This is a genomic window from Pseudomonas sp. SLFW, assembly GCF_009905615.1.
GTDB lineage: Bacteria > Pseudomonadota > Gammaproteobacteria > Pseudomonadales > Pseudomonadaceae > Aquipseudomonas > Aquipseudomonas bambusae.
Genome location: NZ_JAAAKW010000001.1, coordinates 204,096 through 224,831 on the forward strand (window position 1 = coordinate 204,096; position 20,736 = coordinate 224,831).

Below are 20,736 nucleotides of genomic sequence, written 5' to 3' on the forward strand. Positions count from 1 at the left end.
AACGTTAGCCCTGCCACGCCGTGACAAACTCCGCCACGTCCGGCTTGGCTGCTTCCCGTGGCGGATTCAGCGGGGTGCCGAGGTACAGAAACGCGACCACCTCTTCATCCGCTGCCAGACCCAATCCTTTCGCCACGTGCGCCGAATACGAGAGCTCGCCCGTGCGCCAGACCGCGCCCACACCCAACGCATACGCTGCCAGCAGCACGCCATGGGCCGCGCAGCCTGCGGTGATCACCTGTTCTTTCTTGGGCACCTTGTAGTGATCGGTCAGCTTGGCGATCACCACGACCACCAGTGGCGCACGCAATGGGCCGAGACGCGCTTTGTCCAGCGCCTTTTCATCCGCCTCGCCATCGCTTTCAAGCAGCGACTGAGCCAGCAGCTCGCCCATGCGATTGCGTGCGTCACCTTCCACGGTCAGAAAACGATAGGGGCGCAAGCCGCCATGGTCAGGTGCCCGCAGGGCCGCGCCGAAGAGAATCTCGCGCTGTGCAGCGTCCGGGGCTGGCTCGACCAGCCGGGGAACAGACACGCGATTGAGCAATACGTCGAGCGCTTCCATTGAGTCGTCTCCTGAAAATTGATGGGGCATTGTAGTGCCGCAAACACGTTCTTGAACTTCAATAACGAATGACAGTAGCAATTACTTACACGACACTCGGAAAAGCCCTCGGTTTACACGATTCGACTGCCGGGTAGAATGTGCGGCCTCCTCCTTCACAGATCAGAGCGACTGCATGGCGTTGCCGACCCTCCGCATCATCGGCTTCATTATCGGCATCTTCCTCATCACCCTGGCCATTGCCATGGTCGTGCCCATGGTGACGCTGGTGATCTTCGACCGAACCCGCGACATGCCCTCGTTTCTCTGGTCGAGCATGATCACCTTTATCGCCGGGTTGGCGCTCGTGGGCCAGGGGCGGCCCGAACACGTGCACTTGCGTCCACGGGACATGTACCTGCTCACCGTCAGCAGTTGGGTGGTTGTCTGCATATTTGCGGCGCTGCCGTTTCTGTTGACCCAGCACATCAGCTACACCGATTCGTTTTTTGAGAGCATGTCCGGCATCACGGCCACCGGCTCTACGGTGCTGAGCGGGCTGGACACCATGTCGCCGGGGATTCTGATCTGGCGCTCGCTGCTGCACTGGCTCGGGGGCATCGGCTTCATCGGGATGGCGGTGGCGATTCTGCCCTTGCTGCGCATCGGTGGCATGCGGCTGTTTCAGACCGAGTCGTCGGACCGTTCCGAAAAAGTCATGCCGCGCTCGCACATGGTCGCCAAGTTCATCGTGCTGGTGTACGTCGGCTTCACCGTAATCGGCAGCCTCGCGTTCTGGTGGGCGGGCATGAGCCTGTTCGACGCGATCAACCATTCGATGTCGGCGATTTCCACAGGCGGTTTTTCCACCTCCGACCTGTCCCTCGCCAAATGGCCACAACCCTCCGTGCACTGGGTGGCGATCGTGATGATGATCCTCGGCAGCCTGCCCTTCACCCTGTACGTCGCGACGTTGCGCGGGCACCGCAAGGCGTTGATCAAGGATGAGCAAGTACGAGGTTTCATCGGTCTGCTGCTGGTGACTTGGCTGGTGATGACGCTCTGGTATTGGGCCACCACCGACCTGCCGTGGTACGACGCCCTGCGCCATGTGGCGTTGAACGTCACGTCGGTGATCACCACCACGGGTTTCGCGCTGGGCGACTACAGCCTGTGGGGCAATTTTTCGCTGATGTTTTTCTTCTACATCGGCTTCATCGGCGGCTGCTCGGGCTCGACAGCGGGTGGCGTGAAGGTGTTCCGGTTTCAGGTCGCCTACATCCTGCTCAAGGCCAACCTCAATCAACTGATTCATCCTCGGGCGGTGATCAAGCAAAAGTACAACGGCCATCGCCTGGACGAAGAAATCGTGCGGTCGATCCTGACATTCTCGTTTTTCTTTACGTTCACCATCTGCCTGATCGCATTGCTGCTGTCGTTGCTGGGGCTGGACTGGATGACCGCGTTGACGGGCGCGGCGAGTACCGTGTCGGGCGTGGGTCCGGGGCTGGGCGAAACCATCGGCCCGGCGGGCAACTTCGCGACCCTGCCGGATGCGGCGAAATGGATCTTGTCGTTGGGGATGCTGCTGGGGCGGCTGGAAATCATCACTGTGCTGGTGCTGTGCGTTCCCGCGTTTTGGCGGCATTGAAGCCTCGATTGGCCCCTGCAGGAGTGAGCTTGCTCGCGATTGCGTCCGCCCGCTCACGGCATCTGTGACTGACGCACCGCGATCGCGAGCAAGCTCACTCCTACAAAACATCGGCCGTCAGGCGATGGACTTCCTGATCCGATACTCCCCCGGCGTTTCATCGAACCAACGCCGGAACGCCCGGAAGAAGTTGCTCGGATCGGCAAACCCCAGCAGATACGCGATCTCCAGCAGGGTCATCTGCGGTTGAGCCAGATACTGCTCGGACAACTCTCGACGGGTGTCATCCAGCAGGGTCTGAAAACTGGTGCCCTCTTCCTGCAAACGCCGTTGCAACGTGCGCTGGGACAGATGCAGGCTTTGCGCCACGGCCTCGCGTTTCGGCTCGCCTTGCGGCAGCAGCCGGCACAGCACTTGCCGCGCCTGATGGGTGACACGGTTGCTGGCGAAGCGGGCCAGAAACTCCCCGGCAAAGCGATCGTGCAGCTTGGCCATGGCCTCGTCGGCGGTGGGCAATGGCGCTTCCATGTCTGCCCGCTCGAACACCAGCGCATCGTACGGCGCGTTGAAGGCCAGGGGCGCATGGAAGAATTTCTTGTAGGGCTCGACGTTTTTCGGCTGGTCGCCCTGGATCAGCACTTGGCGGGGGTGCAGCGGACGTCCGGTCAACCACCCACAAAACGCGAGGGCAAAGGCCAGTGAGGCCTCGGCACTTTGCCGCGTTGGCGGCAGCAGGTCGCCATGCACCGTCAAAATCAGCGCGTAGCCTTCCGGCAGGAGTTTGAAACTCAGGTCGGCGCTGTCGGCAATGATGCGCTGATACTTCACCAGCCGCTCGAACCCCTCTTTCAGGGTGCGACTCGACATCAAGGCATAACCGGCGACGCTGAAGGACGCAGGCCGCACCACTCGGGCCATGTTCAGGCCCACCGCAGGATTGCCAGACAGCTCGACGGCCCGTGTCCAGAGCCGGGTCATGGAATCCTGCGGGAAACGCGCGTCCGGGTTTTCGAGATCGGCGTACACCAGCCCCAGTTCGGTGAACAAGGCGCGACAGTCCAGACCGTCCATTTCGAGCGACTTGACGATCCCCATCGCCCAGCTTGAAGAAGTCGTTTTTTCCATGGCTGCACTTCTACTTCCAGACCAGCCGCCCCCTGCGACTGATAGCGGAAGGATACTACGTTGGCACCCATTGTCACTGACTGTCCGGAGTGCTGGTCTAGACTGAGAGCATTAAATCGACAAGAGAAGACCGCAGTGGATAACGTCAAGACGTTTGAGGGGTTCGCCGACTTTTACCCGTATTACCTGCAAGAGCACAGGGACAGCACGTGCCGCCGTCTGCACTTCATCGGCACGACGCTGGTGCTGCTGATTCTGGCGACCGCCCTGTTGAGCGCCAGTTGGCTGCTGCTGTGGGTGCTGCCGTTGGCGGGTTACACCTTTGCCTGGGTCGGTCATTTCTTTTTCGAGAAGAATCGCCCGGCCACGTTCAAGCATCCGTTCTACAGCTTGCTGGGCGATTTCGTGATGTACAAAGACATGCTGATCGGCAGGGTGCCGTTTTAAACATCGAGCGCCCCTTAAACGGTTTCGGCCGCCGGCTGGGCGTCCAGGCTTTTGGCCTTGACGTGCGCGTCGGCCAGGCGGAACAGCTCGATGGTGCCGTCCCAGTGCTCGATCAGCGCCGTGCAGGATTCAACCCAGTCGCCGCAGTTGAGGTATTCCACCCCGCCCACCTGACGGATTTCCGCGTGGTGAATGTGGCCGCACACCACCCCGTCCAACCCGCGCTTTACGCACTCGTGGGCGATGGCTTCTTCGAAATCGCTGATGAAGTTCACCGCCGTCTTGACCTTGTGCTTCAGGTACGCCGACAACGACCAATAGCCTTTGCCGTACTTGGCGCGCCAGTGATTGAGCCAGCGGTTGAGGGTCAGGGTGAACTCGTAGGCCGAGTCGCCAAGAAATGCCAGCCAGCGGTGATAGCGAGTGATGACGTCGAACTGGTCGCCGTGGATCACCAGCAGACGACGGCCATCGGCGGTGACGTGTTCGGCCTCGTCCACCAACTGGATATTGCCGAGGATCAGCTTCGAGTAACGGCGCAGGAATTCATCGTGGTTGCCGGTGACGTAGATTACCTCGGTGCCGCGCTTGCTCATGGTCAGCAGGCGGCGGATAACGTTGGTATGCGCCTGAGGCCAATACATGCCGCCGCGCAGTTTCCAGCCGTCGATAATATCGCCGACCAGATAAATCCTGTCGGCCTGATACTGTTTGAGGAACGCGGACAGGTGTTCGGCCTGACAATCCCGGGTTCCCAGGTGTACATCAGAAATCCACAAGGTCCGGACACGCTGCTTACGACTGGGTTTCACGTTCTCGGCAATGCTCATGGATAGCCTCCACTCGGGTTTTCACAAGGGTGGACCGAGTGGGTGAAATGAACATGACGAGCAGATTGAAATTTGATGACAGCGGCTACAGTGCCGCGCTCCGGGCACGCCGCAAGACACCTGTAGGAGCGAATTCATTCGCGAATCGGTTTTCCAAACGACGCATCTCCATCGGATGTAACGGCCTCTCGCGAATGAATTCGCTCCCACAAAGACCCCATCCGACCGACGTTACGGCCTTGCCTGCACGGTCACGTCAACACGTAATCCACCGGTTCCAGCATCGGCGGCAGGGGCGTCACGCCCAAGGCATCGAGGACATCGCGCTCGACGACCCGAACCAGCGCGTCCAGCGGCAGGTCGTTTTCGTCGTAGCCGAACGGGTCTTCCAGTTCGTTGCCGATGGCGTCCAGGCCGAAGAAGGTGTAGCTGACGATGGCCATGAACAGCGGGGTCATCCAGCCCAACGGCTCGGCCATGGCGAAGGGCAGCAGAATGCAGAACAGGTAAATCGTACGGTGCAGCAGCAAGGTGTACGGAAACGGCAGCGGCGTGGTCTTGATGCGGTCGCAGGTAGCGATGACGCGACTGAGCACGCTCAGGTGATTGGCCAGCAAGGTGTAGCGCCACTCGTTGATCTCACCGTTTTCACTGGCGTCCGAGCATTGCCGGCCGACCTCGCGCAGGATGCGGTCGCAATAATTTGCGCTGTCCACCGACGGCGGGCGGCTCAGCCAGTGTTGCGTGACCTTCTCGACATCCTGACGGCGCAACGTCGCACAGAGGGCGTGGGCAAAGCCGCACAGGTCTCGCAGGATGCTGCCCCGTAGCGCGTCGTCCTTGAGCACTTGGGTTTCCCGAATGATGGAGCGGGTTTCGGTGATCACGTCTCCCCACGCCTTGCGCGCCTCGTACCAGCGGTCGTAACAGGCGTTGTTGCGAAAGCTCATGAAGATCGACAGCGACAGGCCGAGCAAGGTGAACGGCGTGGCGCTGACTTTCGCAAAATAGTCCGGGTGCAGGCTCTCGATCAGCACGATGCCGGCCGCCAGAAACGTCACCAGCGCCGCTCGGGAGGCAATGCGCCGGGCAATCGAACCTTTGAGCGTCAGAAGAACGCTCCGCAGATTGGGATGCGGTCGAACAATCATGGATCAATCCGGGGGTGGCGTGGCACTGCGGTCATTGTGTCCAAGGTCGCGATCCGGGTCGATCCGGTCGCGAACACGCTGCTTCAGTACCTTGGCTTCGGGAAAACCGCCGTCAGTCTTGCGCTCCCAAATCTGCACATCATCGCAGGTGATGCGAAACACTCCGCCCGTTCCCGGCACCAGCGAGACCTCGCCCAGATCGTCGCCGAAGGTGCTGAGCAGCTCCTGCGCCAGCCACGCCGCACGCAACAGCCATTGGCATTGCGTGCAGTAGGTGATGGTGATTTCAGCCTTGTCGCCCATGAGTCAGCCCAGCCCCGCCAACAAATCGCGGGCTGTCTGTTGCGGACCGTCATCGGACTCGGCGATGACCTCTTCCAGCAGGCGCCGCGCTTCGTCGATGCTGCCCTCGTCGATCAACACCTGAGCTTCGTTGATCTTGCTCAGCGGCGCTTCTTCCTCGATGTCCATCAGATCGAACTCGGTGTCGTCGGTCATGAAACTGTCGAGAAAGGCGTCGTCCATCAAATCGCTGTTGCTCTGCGCCACCGATTCGGGCTCGGATTCGGTCTCGAAGTGCAGCTCCATGTCTGGCGACCCATCCTCTTCGGCAAAGTCGCTGAGGAACTGCTCCTCCGGCATTTCGAAGACTTCCGGCAGCTGCTTGAGGTCCGAGGCGAACAAGGGGTCCAACTCGGGCTCGGCATCCGGCGCAGGTTTGCGCGGGGCCGGGGCGCTGTCGAAGGGATCGACCAGGTCCCAATCGGCGTCCATGGACAAGTCGTCCAGGTTGAGCTGGAAGTCGTCGACCGGTTCGGGATTGAGCGCTGCAGCCGCATTTTCGTCCAACTGCGCAGGCGCTTTTTCAAGATTGACTGCGGCAGCGGCAGCCGCTGCGACCACCGCCGCCCCCGCCACGGCCGGTACGACCGATGAGGTTTTCTCGACAGAGACAGGCGCCACGGCCGGTTTGAGTTTCGGATAACGGGCGCGAATTTCCTGCAACTTCTGAGGCTCGATGCCCTGGTTCAACAAGATCTTTTCTTCTTCGTCGAACCCGGCCAGGTCGCCTTGCTCGCCAAGCAACTCCAGGATGCGCAGGCGCACGTCGGTGCGTTGCGGCTGCCGATCAAGGGCTTCGCGGAGAATGGCCTGAGCCTCGGCAAAACGGCCATAGGCGATGTAAATGCTGGCGCCGTCGAGGGCATCCGTCGCCGCACCGGCCAGCCGCTGGCCGCCCGACGCAGCCGGGGTGGTGGCCGTTGTGGCCGCTGGACGTGGCGTGACCGCAGGCACTTCAAACACCGGGGTGACGGTTCCCTGTGCAGGTTTGATGATCGGTTCGACAGGCTCAGGCCCTGCTCCCGGCTGAGCCCCTGACTCGACCAGCCGATTCTTGAGCCGATTGCGGCGCACCGACCAACCCAGCGCCAACAACAGCACCAGCAGCAACAGGCCAGCCAGAATCGTCGTCCACGGCAGCTCATCGTCCTCGACCACCGGAGCGGGAGCGGGCGCCGGGGCTGGAGCGGGTGTCGCCGCCGGTTCGGTTTTCTGCACCGGCGCAGTGGCAACGGGCGCAGGCGGTGGCACGGGTCTGGCCGCCAGCGCCTTCATTTCGGCCAGTTGGGTCTGCAATTCAATGATCTGTTTGTTTTTTGCCGCGTCGTCTTCCGAGACCTGCGCAACCTGGGTTTTCAGGTCCTCGACCGTCTTGGCCAGTTGCTGGTTTTCCATGGCGGTGGCGGTCAACTGCTCGCCTGCGCTCTGCTTCACGGCGGGTGCGTTTGGCGCGGACACCGAAACGGAGGTTGGCGCGTTCGCCGCCGGAGCTGCGGCAGTCGCTGTACCTGCTGGCGCAGCTACCTTGGGTTCGGCGGCGTTGTCGGGGAGCAGCAGGCTCTGGCCGACTTTCAACTGGCTGCGGGTGCCTTGAGGGAACGCCTGGGGATTGAGCGCTTGAAGGGCAACGATCAGCTCGGCACTGGACGCTTTGCTGCCCGGCGCCTGAATCTGCCGCGCGATACCGGCCAGGGTGTCACCGGACACCACGGTGTAATGCTTGCCCTGCACCGCTTTCGGCGGGGCAACGGGCAGGCGCGACGCATCCGTTTTAGCAGCCGTCGCAGGCGAGTTGGTACGGCTGCGCGTGGCAGCCAGGCCAGCGGGAGAGTTCGGAGGGTCCAGCAGCACGGTGTATTCGTGGAACTGATCGCCGTTGGGGCGTGACAGGCGCACGACGAAATCCAGATAGGGCTCGGTGACAGCCTTGCGTGACTCCACATGGACGATGGCACGATTGCCTCGGATCACCGGGGTGAAATGCAGGTCATTGAGGAAGAACACCCGCTCCACGCCCGCCTTGGCGAACGCTTCAGTCGAGGCCAGGGTGACCACGATTTCTTCAGGGCTCAGGCCACCCGCCTCGATCAGCTCAATGTCCGCGTTAAAGGGCTGACCCTGCGCGGAATGCAGCGTGATATCGCCCAGGCCCAATGCAGCGGCCGTGGCGCTGTGCAGCATGGTCGCAGAGGCGATTGCCAGCGTCAGCAACCCCGTGCGAAGACCCGACTGAACGCGAAATGATCCGTAACTCCCGCGCCGACTACCGGCCTGAAAACTCTTCAGCATGCGAACCCTTATGAGGCAGGCTTCCCTGCAAATTTCGTTGTGCGGACACCATGTCCGGGCAGAATCAGTATGGGTGCAAATAGAACAGGATGTTTCGACAGGTTCAATGTATTTGTCGCTGGCGCAGGGCCATATCGTCAGGATTTTTCCAGATTGGCCAGAATTGTCGAGTGCACACGCATGCAGACCCGCAAATCTTCCTCGTCGATGCCCTCGAACAGCTCATGGCGCAGTGCAGTGGCAATGGTCTCGATTTTTTCGATCAACGGCCGGGCGGTGTCGCTCAACAGGATTTTCTTCGCGCGGCGGTCTTCGACGACGGCCTGACGCTTGACCAGGCCCTGGCTTTCCAGGCTGTCGAGCAAACGCGCCAGTGTCGGCCCTTCCACACCCACACTCTGTGCCAGCTCGCGCTGGGTAGGCGCCGCGTCCTTGAAACGCGCCAAATGCAGCAGCACCAGCCAGCGGGCCTGGGACAACCCGAGATCGGCCAACCGACGATCCAGCTCCGCACGCCAGCCACGGGACAGATTGGCCAGTTGCATGCCAAAGCGGTGTTCTTCTGTTAACGGCATAGGTAACTCGATGGTTAAAGATGATTCCTAATTAATAGGCAGCTAACCATGGAGCATGGGACGAGGCAAGAGGCCGAATGTGGCGTTTCGTCGCAGAGGGCGTGTTTGGATAAGTCAGGTGCGCCACACATCATGTGGGAGACGCCGGAGGGACGACGGCAGCGAAAGCGGTGAATCAGTTTCAATGATGCTCCCTGACACGACGCCTTCGCTGCCGTCGTAACCTCCGGCGTCTCCCACGGGTTCAGCGTCGCACCGGATGCTGCTACAGGGTGGGGGCAAAATCGGCGTCAGACCTCGAATTCCGACTGCAACGCCGCGCGCACGCAGTACAGCACGCCCTCCGGCACCCGTCCTGTGAACAGTTCGGCGATGGCGGCCACGGGGGGCAGTTCGCCTTCGCCGTCGAGGAAGGCGTCCTGGATTTCGGTAAGCAGGTCTTCTGGCAGGTCCAGTGCCTGTTCCAGCGACAATTGCTGCTTGCCGATCGCTTCGGCCAGCATCGTGTAGACGTTTTTTTCCGAGCATTGCAGTTGGCCGGCGATCTGCATCGGCGTCATGCCCGCGCGGGCGAGGCTGATCAGCTCGTGACGCAGGTCGGTGACCACCCGTGGCGCCGGGGCCGCGCCGCCCAGCACTTCGAGGAACGCCTCGCCATAACGCTCCAGCTTGCGCGCACCCACGCCGCTGACCCGCGCCATCTCGGCCATGGTGCCGGGCTGGCTGCGGAGCATTTCCAGCAGGGTCGAGTCCGGGAAGATGACGTAGGGCGGCACGCCATGTTCTTCCGCCAGCTTGCGGCGCAGCGCCCGCAGGGCTTCCCACTGCTCGCGCTCTTCGCCACGCACCAATTGGCTCGCCGGGCTGCCGGACGCTTTCGCGGTAGTCTGGGGTTTGAGGTCGCGGCGCAACTCCAACGTGACTTCGCCGCGCAGCAGCGGGCGGCAGGTGTCGCTCAGGCGCAGGCCGCCATAGCCTTCAAGGTCGGTGTCCGCGAGACCACGGGCCACCAGTTGACGGAACAGCGTGCGCCATTCGTTCTCACTGCGGCCCTTTCCGACGCCAAACACGGCCAGCTTCTGATGCCCGAAGCTCTGGACCTTTTCGTTGTCCTTGCCCAGCAACACATCCACCAAATGACCGACGCCGTAACGCTGGCCCGTCCGATAGATCGCCGACAGTGCCTGACGGGCGGGTTCTGTGGCGTCCCAGGTCTGCACGTCGTCGACGCAGTTGTCGCAGTGGCCGCAGGGGTTGGGCATGTCTTCGTCGAAATAGGCCAGCAGGGCCTGACGCCGACAGCGGGTTTCTTCACACAGCGACAACATGGCATCGAGCTTGTGTTGCTCCACGCGCTTGTGGCGCTCGTCACCCTCGGAGTTCTGCAACATCTGCTTGAGCATCACCACGTCTTGCAGACCGTAGGCCATCCACGCGTCGGCGGGCAGACCGTCGCGCCCTGCCCGACCGGTTTCCTGGTAATAAGCTTCCAACGATTTGGGTAGGTCCATGTGCGCCACGAACCGGACGTTGGGCTTGTCGATGCCCATGCCGAACGCGATGGTCGCGACCATGATCAGGCCTTCTTCATTAAGGAAGCGGCGCTGATTGTTAGAGCGGGTCTCGATGGGCAGACCGGCGTGGTACGGCAACGCCGGATAGCCGTTGTCGCTCAGAAACGCGGCGGTTTCCTCGACTTTCTTGCGCGACATGCAATAGACGATCCCGGCATCGCTGCGACGCTCGGACAGGAACGCCAGCAGCTGTTTGCGCGGCTGTTCCTTGGGCACGATGCGGTAAAAAATGTTGGGACGGTCGAAGCTCGACAGGAAACGCTCGGCGTTCTGCAGGTGCAGGCGGGTGACGATTTCTTCGCGGGTGCGCTTGTCGGCGGTGGCGGTCAGGGCGATGCGCGGCACGTCCGGAAACAGCTCGGCCAGTTGCCCCAGTTGCAGGTATTCCGGGCGAAAATCATGACCCCATTGCGACACGCAGTGGGCCTCGTCGATGGCGAACAGGGCGATCTTGAGGTTTTGCAGAAACGCCAGCATGCGCGGCTGCACCAGACGTTCTGGCGCCAGATACAGCATTTTGACTTCGCCCAGCCGTATGCGGTTGGCCAGGTCCCGCTGCTGCTCCGCGCTGAGCGTGGAGTTCAGCGCTGCCGCCGAGACCCCGAGCTCTTCGAGGGTCGCGACCTGATCGTCCATCAATGCAATCAGCGGTGACACCACCACCGCCAGGCCATCGCGCAACAGGCCGGGCACCTGAAAGCACAGGGACTTGCCGCCACCGGTGGGCATCAACACCAACGCATCACCACCGCTGGCCACGCGCTCGATAATGGCACCCTGGCGACCACGGAAGCTGTCGTAGCCGAAGATGTCTTTAAGTACGCGTTGAGCCTGGTCGAGCATAAATACCCCGGATGGTGCCACGACAGCGGGTGATACATCGCTGTGGAAATCGCAAAGCGCGGCAGTATACCGGAGCGCCCCAAGAGATAGGACAGCGGTGACACGAGCGGTCGAAATTATCAAAAAGCCGATTCCACGCGGGCTGTGTAAAACGTCGCGAGCGAAGGCAAGACAAGGCAAAAACAGGCAGGAAAGCGGAGTCTAGGGTTTTCTAAATGAGCATTTCCTGCCTGTTTTTAACGCAGTATTGCCGAGCGCAGCAGTTTTACGCAGTCCGCGAAGGCCTCGGCGCTGGCATCTACAAGCCCCAGAGCCTAGAATTCAGCATCGTTTATTTCCAAGGTAGTCCGTCCATGTCCTTCGCTGAGCAATTACACCGCCTGCAAGCCTTCCTCGATGCCGATGAGCTGCATGACGAAGCGCTGGACTATGTAGCCGCCCACGGCTACCTGACCGCGCTCTCGATCTGTGCTGAAACCGTGCCTGACCGGGAGTGGATCGACGCGCTGTTCGCCGAGCCGCCGCACTACGCGGACAAGGCTCAGCACGAGGAAATCGAATCGACGCTGATCCTGCTCAAGGCGCACATCGCCCGTCAGCTGGCGTCGGATGAAGAATTCGAACTGCCCTGCGATCTGGACCTGGGCGATGACCCGGACGACTCCGAACTGCGTGGCTGGTGCATCGGTTTCATGGAGGGTGTCTTCCTGCGTGAATCGGCGTGGTTCGAGAACGACGAGGAAGAAGTCAGCGAGATGCTGTTGCCGATCATGGTCGGTTCGGGTCTGTTCGACGAGCAGGCCGAGTTCGCCGACATCGCGGCGGATGCGAACCTGATGGACGACATGATCGTGCAGATTCCTGAAGCGCTGACCGCGCTGTATCTGCTGCTGCATGCGCCGGACGAGAAACCGGCGATCCTCAAGCCGCGTCACCACTGAGTCCGCGCCTATGGCGCCAGGTGGTTCCAGTCATTCCCCCTCCCGCACGAGTCGGTCCCGGCTCGTGCGGATTCTGCTGCAGGGTGTCGGTTGGTTGAGTGTGGCGCTCGGCGTGATCGGGATTTTTCTTCCCGTGCTGCCGACGACGCCTTTTCTTCTCCTGGCCGCCGCCTGCTTCGCCCGCAGCTCTCCCCGTTTTTATCATTGGCTGGTCGATCACCCTCGGCTCGGTCCGTGGATTCGTGGGTATCTGGAGGGGGACGGGATTCCGCTGAAGGGCAAGGTCTACGCAATCGGTTTGATGTGGCTGAGCATCGGGTTTTCGTGCTGGCTGGTGCCGATGGTGTGGGCACGGGTCGGGATGGTGGTGTGCGCGGTGGGGGTGACGGTTTATATCTTGCGGCAGAAGACGTTAAAGCGGTAAAGGCGGCGGTACGTCCGGTACATCTCCATCGCCTGAACCTCTTCGCGAATGAATTCGCTCTCACAGGGGTGTTGCGGCGCGTTTGAATCCTGTGAACGACACAATCCCGCCTCAGCAGCACCGCTACAGACTGCACAACCCTTGAACCCTGCGCGGTCTCCACTGTGGGAGCGAATTCATTCGCGAAGGCGGCGGTACGTCCGATGCATCTCCATCGCCTGCCCATCCGTTCGCGAATGAATTCGCTCCTACAGAGGTGTTGCAGCGTGTCTGAATGGTGCGGTGTTCAAGGCACACCGCAAGCCTTGCCGCCAATCCTCACATCCTGCCGATCACACCGTGTCCACTTTCAACGAATGATCCCCCAGCATCCCGTTGATGATCGACGCCGTGTCTGCCCCGCCTGCGACTGCGCCACCCGCCCCTGGTGTGACGCCGTAGTGTTGGGCGAGATTCACTCCGGCGAGGTCGATGGTTTGCGTTGCCGCACCACCCGCAATGCTGCTGACGTCGATGGTCGAGACCAGCGATGACCCATTCCCGCTCACGCTGAAGTGCAGAAAGTTCTCCAGCGAGTTCGCATCCCCATGCTCGCCCTGCAACAGCTGCGAGAGGTCCAATTTGTCGATGCCGAAGTTGAAATCGGTGATCGTGTCGTGCCCGGTGTTACCGGCTTGATAAAGGAAGGTGTCGTGCCCCGGCCCGCCGGTCAGGGTGTTATTGCCCGGGCCGCCGATGAGGGTGTCGTCGCCCGCCCCGCCGTTCAGCACGTCGTTGCCCAGCCCGCCATTCAACACGTTGTTACCCGAGTCACCGGTCAGGTGGTCGTTGTAGTTCGAGCCGATCAGGTTCTGGATGTTCACCAGCGTGTCGGTGCCGGCCCCGCCTGTGTGCTGCGGCCCGGTTTCGGCGGTACTCACGGTCACGCCTGCCGTCGCCAGCGAGTAGTTGGCGGTGTTGTTGCCCGCGCCGCCGTCGAGCAGGTCGTTGCCCGGTCCGCTGAAGAGCATGTCATTGCCGTTGTCGCCAAACAGTTCGTTATTGCCCGGCCCCGCCACCAGCACGTCGTTGCCGTCGCCGCCGTGAAGTTCGCTGTTCGCCGCTCCGATCAACACGTCATCGCCCGTCGTGCCCAGGACGGTGTGACCGTCCTGATGGCTGATGTCGATGGGCGCAGTGCTGCTGCCGCCGTGGGCATCGGTGAGGGTGTAGGTGCTGTGGACATCCGGCGTGGTGTTGACCGCCGCCGTGTCGATCGACAAATGCAGCTCGTAATTGCCCTGCAGGTCAGGGTCGGCCTGGTTGACCACGATCAGGCGGTACGTCCCGTCTTCGGTCGCGGTGAAGCTGCCGCCGTCGCTGAGGCTGTGGGCCGCGCCGTCTTCGAATTTCCAGGCCATGCCCAGCACGTCGTTGGTCAGGTTGTGGTCGACGGTGACGGTTTCCCCCGCTTTCAGCTGCACGCTGTACAGGTCCTGAGCGTTGGAAGGTGATGCGTTGACCGCCCCGAGATAGCCGCTGATCACCAACAGCGCCGTGGTGGCGGTGTTGCTGAAGAAGTCGCTGCGGCTGAGGTTTTTCAACTGGTTGATGTCGCTGTCGGAGGTGCCGCTGAAATTGATGGTTTTCAGCGAGCCGGCCTTGAAGTCCGCCCCGCGCGACGTCCAGCCCGTGGCGAAACTGCCGGGCGAAACGGTCAATGCACCGCCAGTGCCGGGCTGGTCATTGGCCGCCAACGCCGCGCCGGGAATGACAATGCTCGACCCACTGAGGTTGGTGATGACGTTGTCGGCCACCGCCACCGGTGCGTCGTAGACCGGCGTCGGTGTGACTGCCCCACTCGCTTCGACGTGCACAACGAGATTGGCACCGGCCAGGTCGCCGTCGTAATCGCTGAGCACGTAGTGAATGTTGTCCATCGCAGACTGCGTGAGGCCCGCCGCCGGGGTGTAGCTGTAGTCGCCGGTGTTCATGTTGACCACCAGCGTGCCGTGTTCGCCGGTCACGGTGAGGGTGTTGCTCATGCCCTCGAAGCTGCCGTGGTTCGGGCCGCCGCTCACGGTCACGCCGCCCTGATGGCTGAACGCCTGAGGATTGAACGTGTACGTCGTCCCATCGACGCTGATGGATTTGACGAAGCCCTGATCCGCGCCAAAGGTGCCGCCTTCCAGCAGGCTGCCCTGCACGCCACCCTGCACCGTGCCGCTGAGCACGGCGTTCAACTGGCCGAGGTCGGTGACGATCACCGCACTGGTGTTGCTGCCGGTGGCGCCGTTGTAGGCGACGGGGTTCAGGTACTGGCTGCTGATGTCAGTGCCGACGCCAATCGCGAAAGCGTTGATGCCATGACTGTCGAGGAAGTGGGTCCACACCGCTTCTTCGCTTGGGCTGATGCCATCGCCGCGGGCCGGGTTCGGCACGCGATCCGGGTCAGAATGCTCTGGCGACACGGTCGGGTTGCCGTCCGAGAAGAAGTACGCCAGGTTCTGCGCCCCGGCGAGTGCGCCCTTCTGCACGAACGCGGTTTGCGCGGACGCCAGCGCCGCGTCGTAGTTGGTGCCGTTGCCGGCGGTGATCGCGTTGACCATGTTCTTGGCCGTGGCCACGTCGACCCACTGATCGCTGGCGATGTTGGCCTGGCTGTTGAACGTCACCAGTTGCACGCGCACGTCGCCGAGGGCTTCGTACTTGTCGAGCAGCGCGACGATGGCTTGTTTTTCCAGTCCCAGACGGGTCAGTCCGTTGACCCCTGAGGCCTCGTTCATGCTCGCCGAGTTGTCGACGATAAGCATCAGGTTGCTGTTGACCGGGTCAGTGGTGACGGTTTTTTCAAGGTTTGCGGCCTGAGGTTGGTCGTCCACGATGTTGACCACGATCTGCGCGGTCGAAGACTGGCCCAGCGAGTCGGTCACGGTATAGTTGAAGGCTTCGTGGGTGACGTTGGCCCCATCGTTGGCGGCAGGCGTGGTACTCGGCGGTGAGGTCAGGGTGTAGGTGTAGCTGCCATCCGTGTTCAGGTGCAGCACGCCGTATTGCCCTTGAACGGTGCCGTTCTGCGCGCCTTCAGCGGTGAAGGTCAGCGCACCGGTGCCGCCCTGCACCGAGTTGGCGACGCTGCCGCTGCCGGTTTCTGCGGTGGAACCGGGATTGCTGCCGGTCACGATGCCGGGCGCCAGATCCTGCCCGTCTTTGTAGGTGTCGAGGGCGCTTTCCTGCACGGTGACGTCGTTGTCGTTGCAGGCAACCGGTGGGCACGGCGCGGCCACGTTGATGTTCACGGTCACCGTGGTGGTGCTGGTGTCGCCGTCGGCATCACGAATGGTGTAGGTGAACACGTCCTGCTCACCTTGCGGCCCGACGTGGGAAGGGTCGCTGTGGTAGGTCGCGTTGCCCTGATTATCGACAATCAGCGTGCCGTACGCCCCGGTGATCACGGTGTTCAGCCCGCCGATGACAGGCGTCGTGGTGTCGCCACCGGCGCGCACGCCGACGATCAACCCGTTGGGACCGGCGCCATCCGCCCCCGCTGTATCGTTGAGCAGCAGGTTGCCGCTGGTTTCGCCCCCCGCCACGACGTTGCCGATGTCGCTGTGCGCTTGGGGGGTGTCGTCGAGGATCTTGACCACGAGCGTGCCGTCACGCACGTCGCCATTGGTGTCCACGGCGTGCACGGGGATTGGGTCGCTCAGCGAAGTGCCGTCGCCCTGGTTGTGATTTTCCGCCTCATTCAGCGTGTAGGTGTAAGTCACGTCGCCGGTGGTGGGGTCGTAGTGCAGCACAGTCAGCGAGTTGCCCGAGGGCAGCGTGGTGGACTGCGGTGACGACAGCGGCACGCCGTGATCGACCACGACGATGCCGCCAATGATCAGGTTTTGCACGCCGTCCGGCGCAGTCACTTTGATCGTGCCGGTCTGGGTCAGTGCGTCGTGATCCGGGTGCGAGCCGCCTGGCAGGTTGGCTTCATCGACGGTGCAATCGCCGCCGCCAATCATCGGGCCGTCGTTGTGGTAGACGTTGACGGTGATCGTGGTGGTGCTGGTGTCGCCGTCCGCGTCGCGAATGCTGTAGGTGAAGATGTCTTTCATGTCGCCATGCCCGCCCGAATTCGGGTTGGCCATATAGGACGCCTGCCCGCTGGCGTCCACGGTCAGGGTGCCGTACAGCCCCTGAATCACCGTTCCGACGCCACCGGTGACCGGTGTCGACGTGTCATCGCCCGCGCGAACACCGACGATCAAGCCACCCGCCCCCGGACCATCGGCCCCGGCGTGGTCGTTGGCGAGGATGTTGCCGCTGGTTTCGCCGCCTTCTTTTACATAGCCGATGTCGGCAGTGGCTTGCGGCACGTCGTCGGTGACGTGGACGTTGATGTTGCCGTCGGCAGTGTCGCCGTCGTTGTCCACGGCATGCACGGCGATCTGTTCATTGTTGACCGTGCCGTCGCCCTGATTATGGGTTTCCGCGCCATTCAGGGTGTAGCTGTAGGTGACCTCACCGGTGGCCGGGTCGTAATGCAGCACTGTGAACGTGCTGCCCGACGGCAAGGTGACGGATTGCGGCGACGTCAGCGGGTTGCCGTTTTCGACGACGTTGATGCCGCCGACGGTCAGAGTCTGCAGGCCGTCCGGAGCGGTGATCTTGACCGTGCCGGTCTGGGTCAGCGCGGCGGCATTCGGGTCGGTGCCGTCCGGCAGGTTGGCTTCGTTGAGGGTGCAATCGCTGCCGCCGATGATCACGCCGTCGTTGTGGTAGACGTTGACCGTGACCGTGGTGGTGCTGGTGTCGCCATCCGCATCGCGAATGGTGTAGGTGAAGATGTCCTTCACGTCGTCGTGGCCACCCGAATTCGGGTTGGCGACGTAGGACGCCTGGCCGCTCGCATCCACGGTCAGGGTGCCGTAGAGGCCTTGAATCACGGTGCCAACGCCACCGAACACTGGGGCGGAGGTGTTATCGCCCGCGCGCACGCCGACAATCAAACCGCCCGACCCAGGGCCGTCGGCACCGGCCACGTCGTTCCCCAGAATGTTGCCGCTGGTTTCGCCGCCTTCCTTGACGTATCCGATGTCCGGATTGGCCTGAGGCACGTCATCGAGCACGTGCACGTTGATGCTGCCGTTGGCGGCGTCGCCGTTGCTGTCCACCGCGTGCACGGGGATCTGCTCGTCATTGACAGTGCCCGCGCCCTGATTGTGGGTTTCGGGGCCTGTGAGCGTGTAGGTGTAGCTGGCCTCCCCGGTGCTCGGGTTGTAGCCGAGGATCGTGAGGGTGTTGCCGGATGGCAGGGTGATGGTTTGCGGCGAACTCATCGGTACGCCGTTGACCACCACGTCGACGCCACCGATGGTCAGGGTCAGCAGGCCGTCAGGGGCGCTGACCTTGATCACGCCGTTCTGGGTCAACGCGCCCGAATTCGGGGCGCTGCCGTCCGCAAGGTTGGCCTCGTTCAGCGTGACCTCGCTGGCGCCCAGCGCGACGCCATAGTTCACGGGCGGCGGTGGCGGCTCGTCAGAGGGTGGCTGATCCGGTGGAGGTTGGTCAGGCGGAGGTTGATCCGGCGGTGGCTGGTCGGGTGGCGGTTGATCCGGCGGCGGCTGATCCGGCGGCAGCGTCACCACAGGCGGTTCGTCCGGTGGGGTGACGATCGGCGGCAGGTTGTCGCCTGGGCTGCCATCACCAAAGCGGCCGACTTCGCCCTCAGGCACGAGAAAGGTGGTGGTAATGCCGGCCGTCGGGAAGCCCACGACCGGGTTCACCACGCCAGCGGTTTCGGTCAGCAGCACGAAGGTGTGTCCGCCGCCCAGCGCGGAAGGTGAACCGCCAGGGTTGGCGGTGCCTGCGGCGGGCGCGTCTGTCACTTGGCTCGGGTCGGCACCGGCGGCGATCAGCTGTTGCAGCTGCTGCACGTCGGCCAGTTGCGACGGGCTCGGGGCCGTGGCGTCGGGGGTGTCCACATGGGTGGCGTGATTGGCGAGGATTTCCTGCGTCAGCGGCATGCTGCTGTCCCGTCCGAGGGTGAGTTCTCCCCCCTTGGCCAAGTGCACCGCCACGGCACCGGTCGCGCCGGTTTCCAGCAATTCACCGGCGTACACCTTGTCGCCTTCGATCACCAATCGCTTGGTGCCGTTGCTGGCCACCGCAAAAACATCCCCCACGACCGCCCGAACCGTACCGATCAACCTGGCCATATTCACTCCCTTGCTGCATAAACCGGATCAAAAAATGTTACGAATCCAACAAAAACTGTTCGATCGGCGCACAGAAATGGCTTGGAGCTACTACTCACCGACAATTTTATGTCGCTGAATCTTTTCAAGTTTTTTGCTCGAAAAACCACTTGATCAAACGCCGTCAAATTTCCGTTGAAACTCCCTTCGCAACCGTAAGACGCCCGTAAAACGTTGAATACAGGCAATTCCTGAATTTCACCTTCGCCCGAATTCGTAAAATGACATAAGTTTTTTTTGGAATAAGGGATATGAAAAAAACGTCTGAGCTTTTCCGAAAGTTGTTCTTAGCTGTGATGTTACAAACCTGATACGGTTTTAACAGCACGAATCGCCGGTTTTTTGGCGTACGCAGCACGACAATTATCCAGGGAGAGTTTCCATGCGCGATTTGACCCCGCTCTACAGTGCAGTTGTGTTGGCGGTGGCCTGCGCCCAAGCGCAAGCCATGTCGCTGAACCAAGCGATTCAGAACACCATCGACAATCACCCGGAAATTCACGCCAACGTGAACAACCGACTGTCTGCCGACGAAGACGTGAAGATCGCCAAGGGCGGCTACCTTCCGACGGTGGACCTGGTGGCAGCCTACGGCCGCGAACACACCGACAGCCCCACCACCCGCTTCGTGGGCAACCACAACGAAGAAACCCTGAACTACACCCAATCCGAGCTGCGCCTGCGGCAGATGCTGTTCGACGGGTTCAATACCAAGAACGAAGTCGGACGCACCCAGGCCGTCGTCAACTCCCGCGCGTACTACCTGCGCGGCACCTCGGAAAGCCTCGCGTTGCGGGCCATTGAGGTGTACCTGGAAGTGCTCAAGCGTCGTGAGCTGCTGGACCTGGCGAAGAACAACCTGCAAGCGCATTTGCGCATCAACGACCAGATCGGCCTGCGCGCCAATCGCGGCATCGGCAGCAATGCTGACAGCGACCAGTCCAAGGCCCGCCGCGCCTTGGCCGAGAACAACTACTACACCGCACAGGTCGATCTCTCCGACGCCGAAGCCAACTTCTTCAGTGCCGTAGGCAAGACGCCCGACGAGCTGGAAGCCCCCGCTTCGATCAAGGGTGAAGTGCCGAAAAGCCTGACCGACGCCAAGCACAGCATGCTGGTGAACAACCCCTATCTGAAATCGGCTCAGGCCGACGTCAACGCCGCCGAGAAGCAGTACGAAGTCGCCAAATCGCCGTTCTACCCGCGTTTCGACGGTGAGCTGGCAGTCGGTGCGAACAACAACATCGCCGGTGAAGAAGGCCACGACAACGAATGGCGGGCCGCCGTGGTGATGAATTACAACCTGTTCAACGGCAACCGCGACAAGGCCCGCCTCAACTCGGACGCCTACAAGACCGGCCAGGCGATGGACATCCGCAACAACGCGTTGCGCATGCTCAACGAAAACCTGTCGCTCGCCTGGAACGCCATGAATAACGCCCGCGTTCAGACCCCGATCGCCCGTGAATACGCCGAGACCACCACCAAGGTGCGCGCCGCGTATCAGGACCAGTTCGGCCTCGGTCAGCGCACCCTACTCGACCTGCTCGACAGTGAAAACGAGCTGTACAACGCCGCCCGCCGCTACACCGAGCTGCGCTACACCGAAGAGTTTTCGATGTACCGGGTGCTGGCGACCGAAGGCGAACTGTTGAGCAAGGCGCGAGTCGTGATGCCGGCCGCAGCGGTCGCCCTGACGGAAGTCAAGAGCGAAGCCCGGCTGCCCGACCTGAAGTAGCGATGTAGTCAAGCGCGCAAGCGCTGGGAGAAGTC

Annotated in this window: 14 protein-coding genes; 5 read left to right on the forward strand and 9 right to left on the reverse strand. The window is 62.0% G+C overall.

Annotated features, from left to right (window positions below):
• Positions 1-4 precede the first annotated feature (4 nt).
• Positions 5-565, reverse strand: a complete 561-nt coding sequence (locus GVN17_RS00820; RefSeq protein WP_166593329.1) for a nitroreductase family protein — start codon at positions 563-565, stop codon at positions 5-7.
• Positions 566-740: 175 nt separating this feature from the next.
• On the opposite strand from GVN17_RS00820, the gene GVN17_RS00825 reads away from it, so the two are divergent.
• Complete coding sequence (locus tag GVN17_RS00825) at positions 741-2,195, forward strand: TrkH family potassium uptake protein (RefSeq protein WP_166593330.1); 1,455 nt, start codon at positions 741-743, stop codon at positions 2,193-2,195.
• Between the two features lie 117 nt (positions 2,196-2,312).
• Here GVN17_RS00825 and GVN17_RS00830 read toward each other — a convergent pair whose 3' ends face one another.
• Positions 2,313-3,320: an AraC family transcriptional regulator gene (locus GVN17_RS00830; protein WP_166593331.1), complete on the reverse strand. Its 1,008-nt coding sequence runs from the start codon at positions 3,318-3,320 to the stop codon at positions 2,313-2,315.
• Between the two features lie 135 nt (positions 3,321-3,455).
• Between GVN17_RS00830 and GVN17_RS00835 the strand changes: the two genes are divergently transcribed.
• On the forward strand, positions 3,456-3,767 hold the full coding sequence (locus tag GVN17_RS00835) for a DUF962 domain-containing protein (protein ID WP_166593332.1): 312 nt from the start codon (positions 3,456-3,458) through the stop codon (positions 3,765-3,767).
• A gap of 14 nt (positions 3,768-3,781) precedes the next feature.
• Here the strand turns inward: GVN17_RS00835 and GVN17_RS00840 are convergent, their stop codons facing one another.
• The 6 genes from GVN17_RS00840 to recQ all read right to left on the reverse strand — a co-directional run bounded on the left by GVN17_RS00840 (position 3,782) and on the right by recQ (position 11,371).
• Entirely contained in the window at positions 3,782-4,597 is an 816-nt protein-coding gene (locus tag GVN17_RS00840; RefSeq protein ID WP_166593333.1) for a UDP-2,3-diacylglucosamine diphosphatase, read from the reverse strand.
• Between the two features lie 251 nt (positions 4,598-4,848).
• Positions 4,849-5,748: a bestrophin family protein gene (locus GVN17_RS00845; RefSeq protein WP_166593334.1), complete on the reverse strand. Its 900-nt coding sequence runs from the start codon at positions 5,746-5,748 to the stop codon at positions 4,849-4,851.
• Between the two features lie 3 nt (positions 5,749-5,751).
• Positions 5,752-6,051 carry a SelT/SelW/SelH family protein gene (locus GVN17_RS00850; protein WP_166593335.1) on the reverse strand — a complete coding sequence of 100 codons (300 nt, stop codon included), beginning with the start codon at positions 6,049-6,051 and terminating at the stop codon, positions 5,752-5,754.
• Positions 6,052-6,054: 3 nt separating this feature from the next.
• A complete protein-coding gene (locus GVN17_RS00855; RefSeq protein WP_166593336.1) occupies positions 6,055-8,379 on the reverse strand; it encodes a FimV/HubP family polar landmark protein in 2,325 nt (774 codons plus the stop codon).
• A 137-nt stretch (positions 8,380-8,516) separates the two neighbouring features.
• A complete protein-coding gene (locus tag GVN17_RS00860) occupies positions 8,517-8,954 on the reverse strand; it encodes a MarR family transcriptional regulator (RefSeq protein ID WP_166593337.1) in 438 nt (145 codons plus the stop codon).
• Positions 8,955-9,244: 290 nt separating this feature from the next.
• Positions 9,245-11,371, reverse strand: coding sequence for a DNA helicase RecQ (recQ, locus tag GVN17_RS00865; RefSeq protein WP_166593338.1), 2,127 nt, complete (start codon positions 11,369-11,371; stop codon positions 9,245-9,247).
• A 353-nt stretch (positions 11,372-11,724) separates the two neighbouring features.
• Between recQ and GVN17_RS00870 the strand changes: the two genes are divergently transcribed.
• Both GVN17_RS00870 and GVN17_RS00875 read left to right on the forward strand, forming a co-directional pair.
• Positions 11,725-12,312, forward strand: a complete 588-nt coding sequence (locus GVN17_RS00870; RefSeq protein WP_166593339.1) for a YecA family protein — start codon at positions 11,725-11,727, stop codon at positions 12,310-12,312.
• Positions 12,313-12,322: 10 nt separating this feature from the next.
• Complete coding sequence (locus tag GVN17_RS00875) at positions 12,323-12,736, forward strand: YbaN family protein (RefSeq protein ID WP_166593340.1); 414 nt, start codon at positions 12,323-12,325, stop codon at positions 12,734-12,736.
• A gap of 332 nt (positions 12,737-13,068) precedes the next feature.
• On the opposite strand, the gene GVN17_RS00880 is transcribed toward GVN17_RS00875, so the two are convergent.
• Positions 13,069-18,924 (reverse strand): retention module-containing protein, encoded by a 5,856-nt coding sequence (locus GVN17_RS00880; protein WP_166593341.1) that lies wholly within the window; start codon positions 18,922-18,924, stop codon positions 13,069-13,071.
• A 421-nt stretch (positions 18,925-19,345) separates the two neighbouring features.
• Between GVN17_RS00880 and GVN17_RS00885 the strand changes: the two genes are divergently transcribed.
• Entirely contained in the window at positions 19,346-20,701 is a 1,356-nt protein-coding gene (locus GVN17_RS00885; RefSeq protein ID WP_166593342.1) for a TolC family outer membrane protein, read from the forward strand.
• Positions 20,702-20,736 lie beyond the last annotated feature (35 nt).

Excerpts from the sequence above, each read along its gene's own strand:
- GVN17_RS00820 (WP_166593329.1), bottom strand. The coding sequence starts at position 565 with ATGGAAGCGCTCGACGTATTGCTCAATCGCGTGTCTGTTCCCCGGCTG.
- GVN17_RS00825 (WP_166593330.1), top strand. The coding sequence starts at position 741 with ATGGCGTTGCCGACCCTCCGCATCATCGGCTTCATTATCGGCATCTTC.
- GVN17_RS00830 (WP_166593331.1), bottom strand. The coding sequence starts at position 3,320 with ATGGAAAAAACGACTTCTTCAAGCTGGGCGATGGGGATCGTCAAGTCG.
- GVN17_RS00840 (WP_166593333.1), bottom strand. The coding sequence starts at position 4,597 with ATGAGCATTGCCGAGAACGTGAAACCCAGTCGTAAGCAGCGTGTCCGG.
- GVN17_RS00845 (WP_166593334.1), bottom strand. The coding sequence starts at position 5,748 with ATGATTGTTCGACCGCATCCCAATCTGCGGAGCGTTCTTCTGACGCTC.
- GVN17_RS00850 (WP_166593335.1), bottom strand. The coding sequence starts at position 6,051 with ATGGGCGACAAGGCTGAAATCACCATCACCTACTGCACGCAATGCCAA.
- GVN17_RS00855 (WP_166593336.1), bottom strand. The coding sequence starts at position 8,379 with ATGCTGAAGAGTTTTCAGGCCGGTAGTCGGCGCGGGAGTTACGGATCA.
- GVN17_RS00860 (WP_166593337.1), bottom strand. The coding sequence starts at position 8,954 with ATGCCGTTAACAGAAGAACACCGCTTTGGCATGCAACTGGCCAATCTG.
- recQ (WP_166593338.1), bottom strand. The coding sequence starts at position 11,371 with ATGCTCGACCAGGCTCAACGCGTACTTAAAGACATCTTCGGCTACGAC.
- GVN17_RS00870 (WP_166593339.1), top strand. The coding sequence starts at position 11,725 with ATGTCCTTCGCTGAGCAATTACACCGCCTGCAAGCCTTCCTCGATGCC.
- GVN17_RS00875 (WP_166593340.1), top strand. The coding sequence starts at position 12,323 with ATGGCGCCAGGTGGTTCCAGTCATTCCCCCTCCCGCACGAGTCGGTCC.
- GVN17_RS00880 (WP_166593341.1), bottom strand. The coding sequence starts at position 18,924 with ATGGCCAGGTTGATCGGTACGGTTCGGGCGGTCGTGGGGGATGTTTTT.
- GVN17_RS00885 (WP_166593342.1), top strand. The coding sequence starts at position 19,346 with ATGCGCGATTTGACCCCGCTCTACAGTGCAGTTGTGTTGGCGGTGGCC.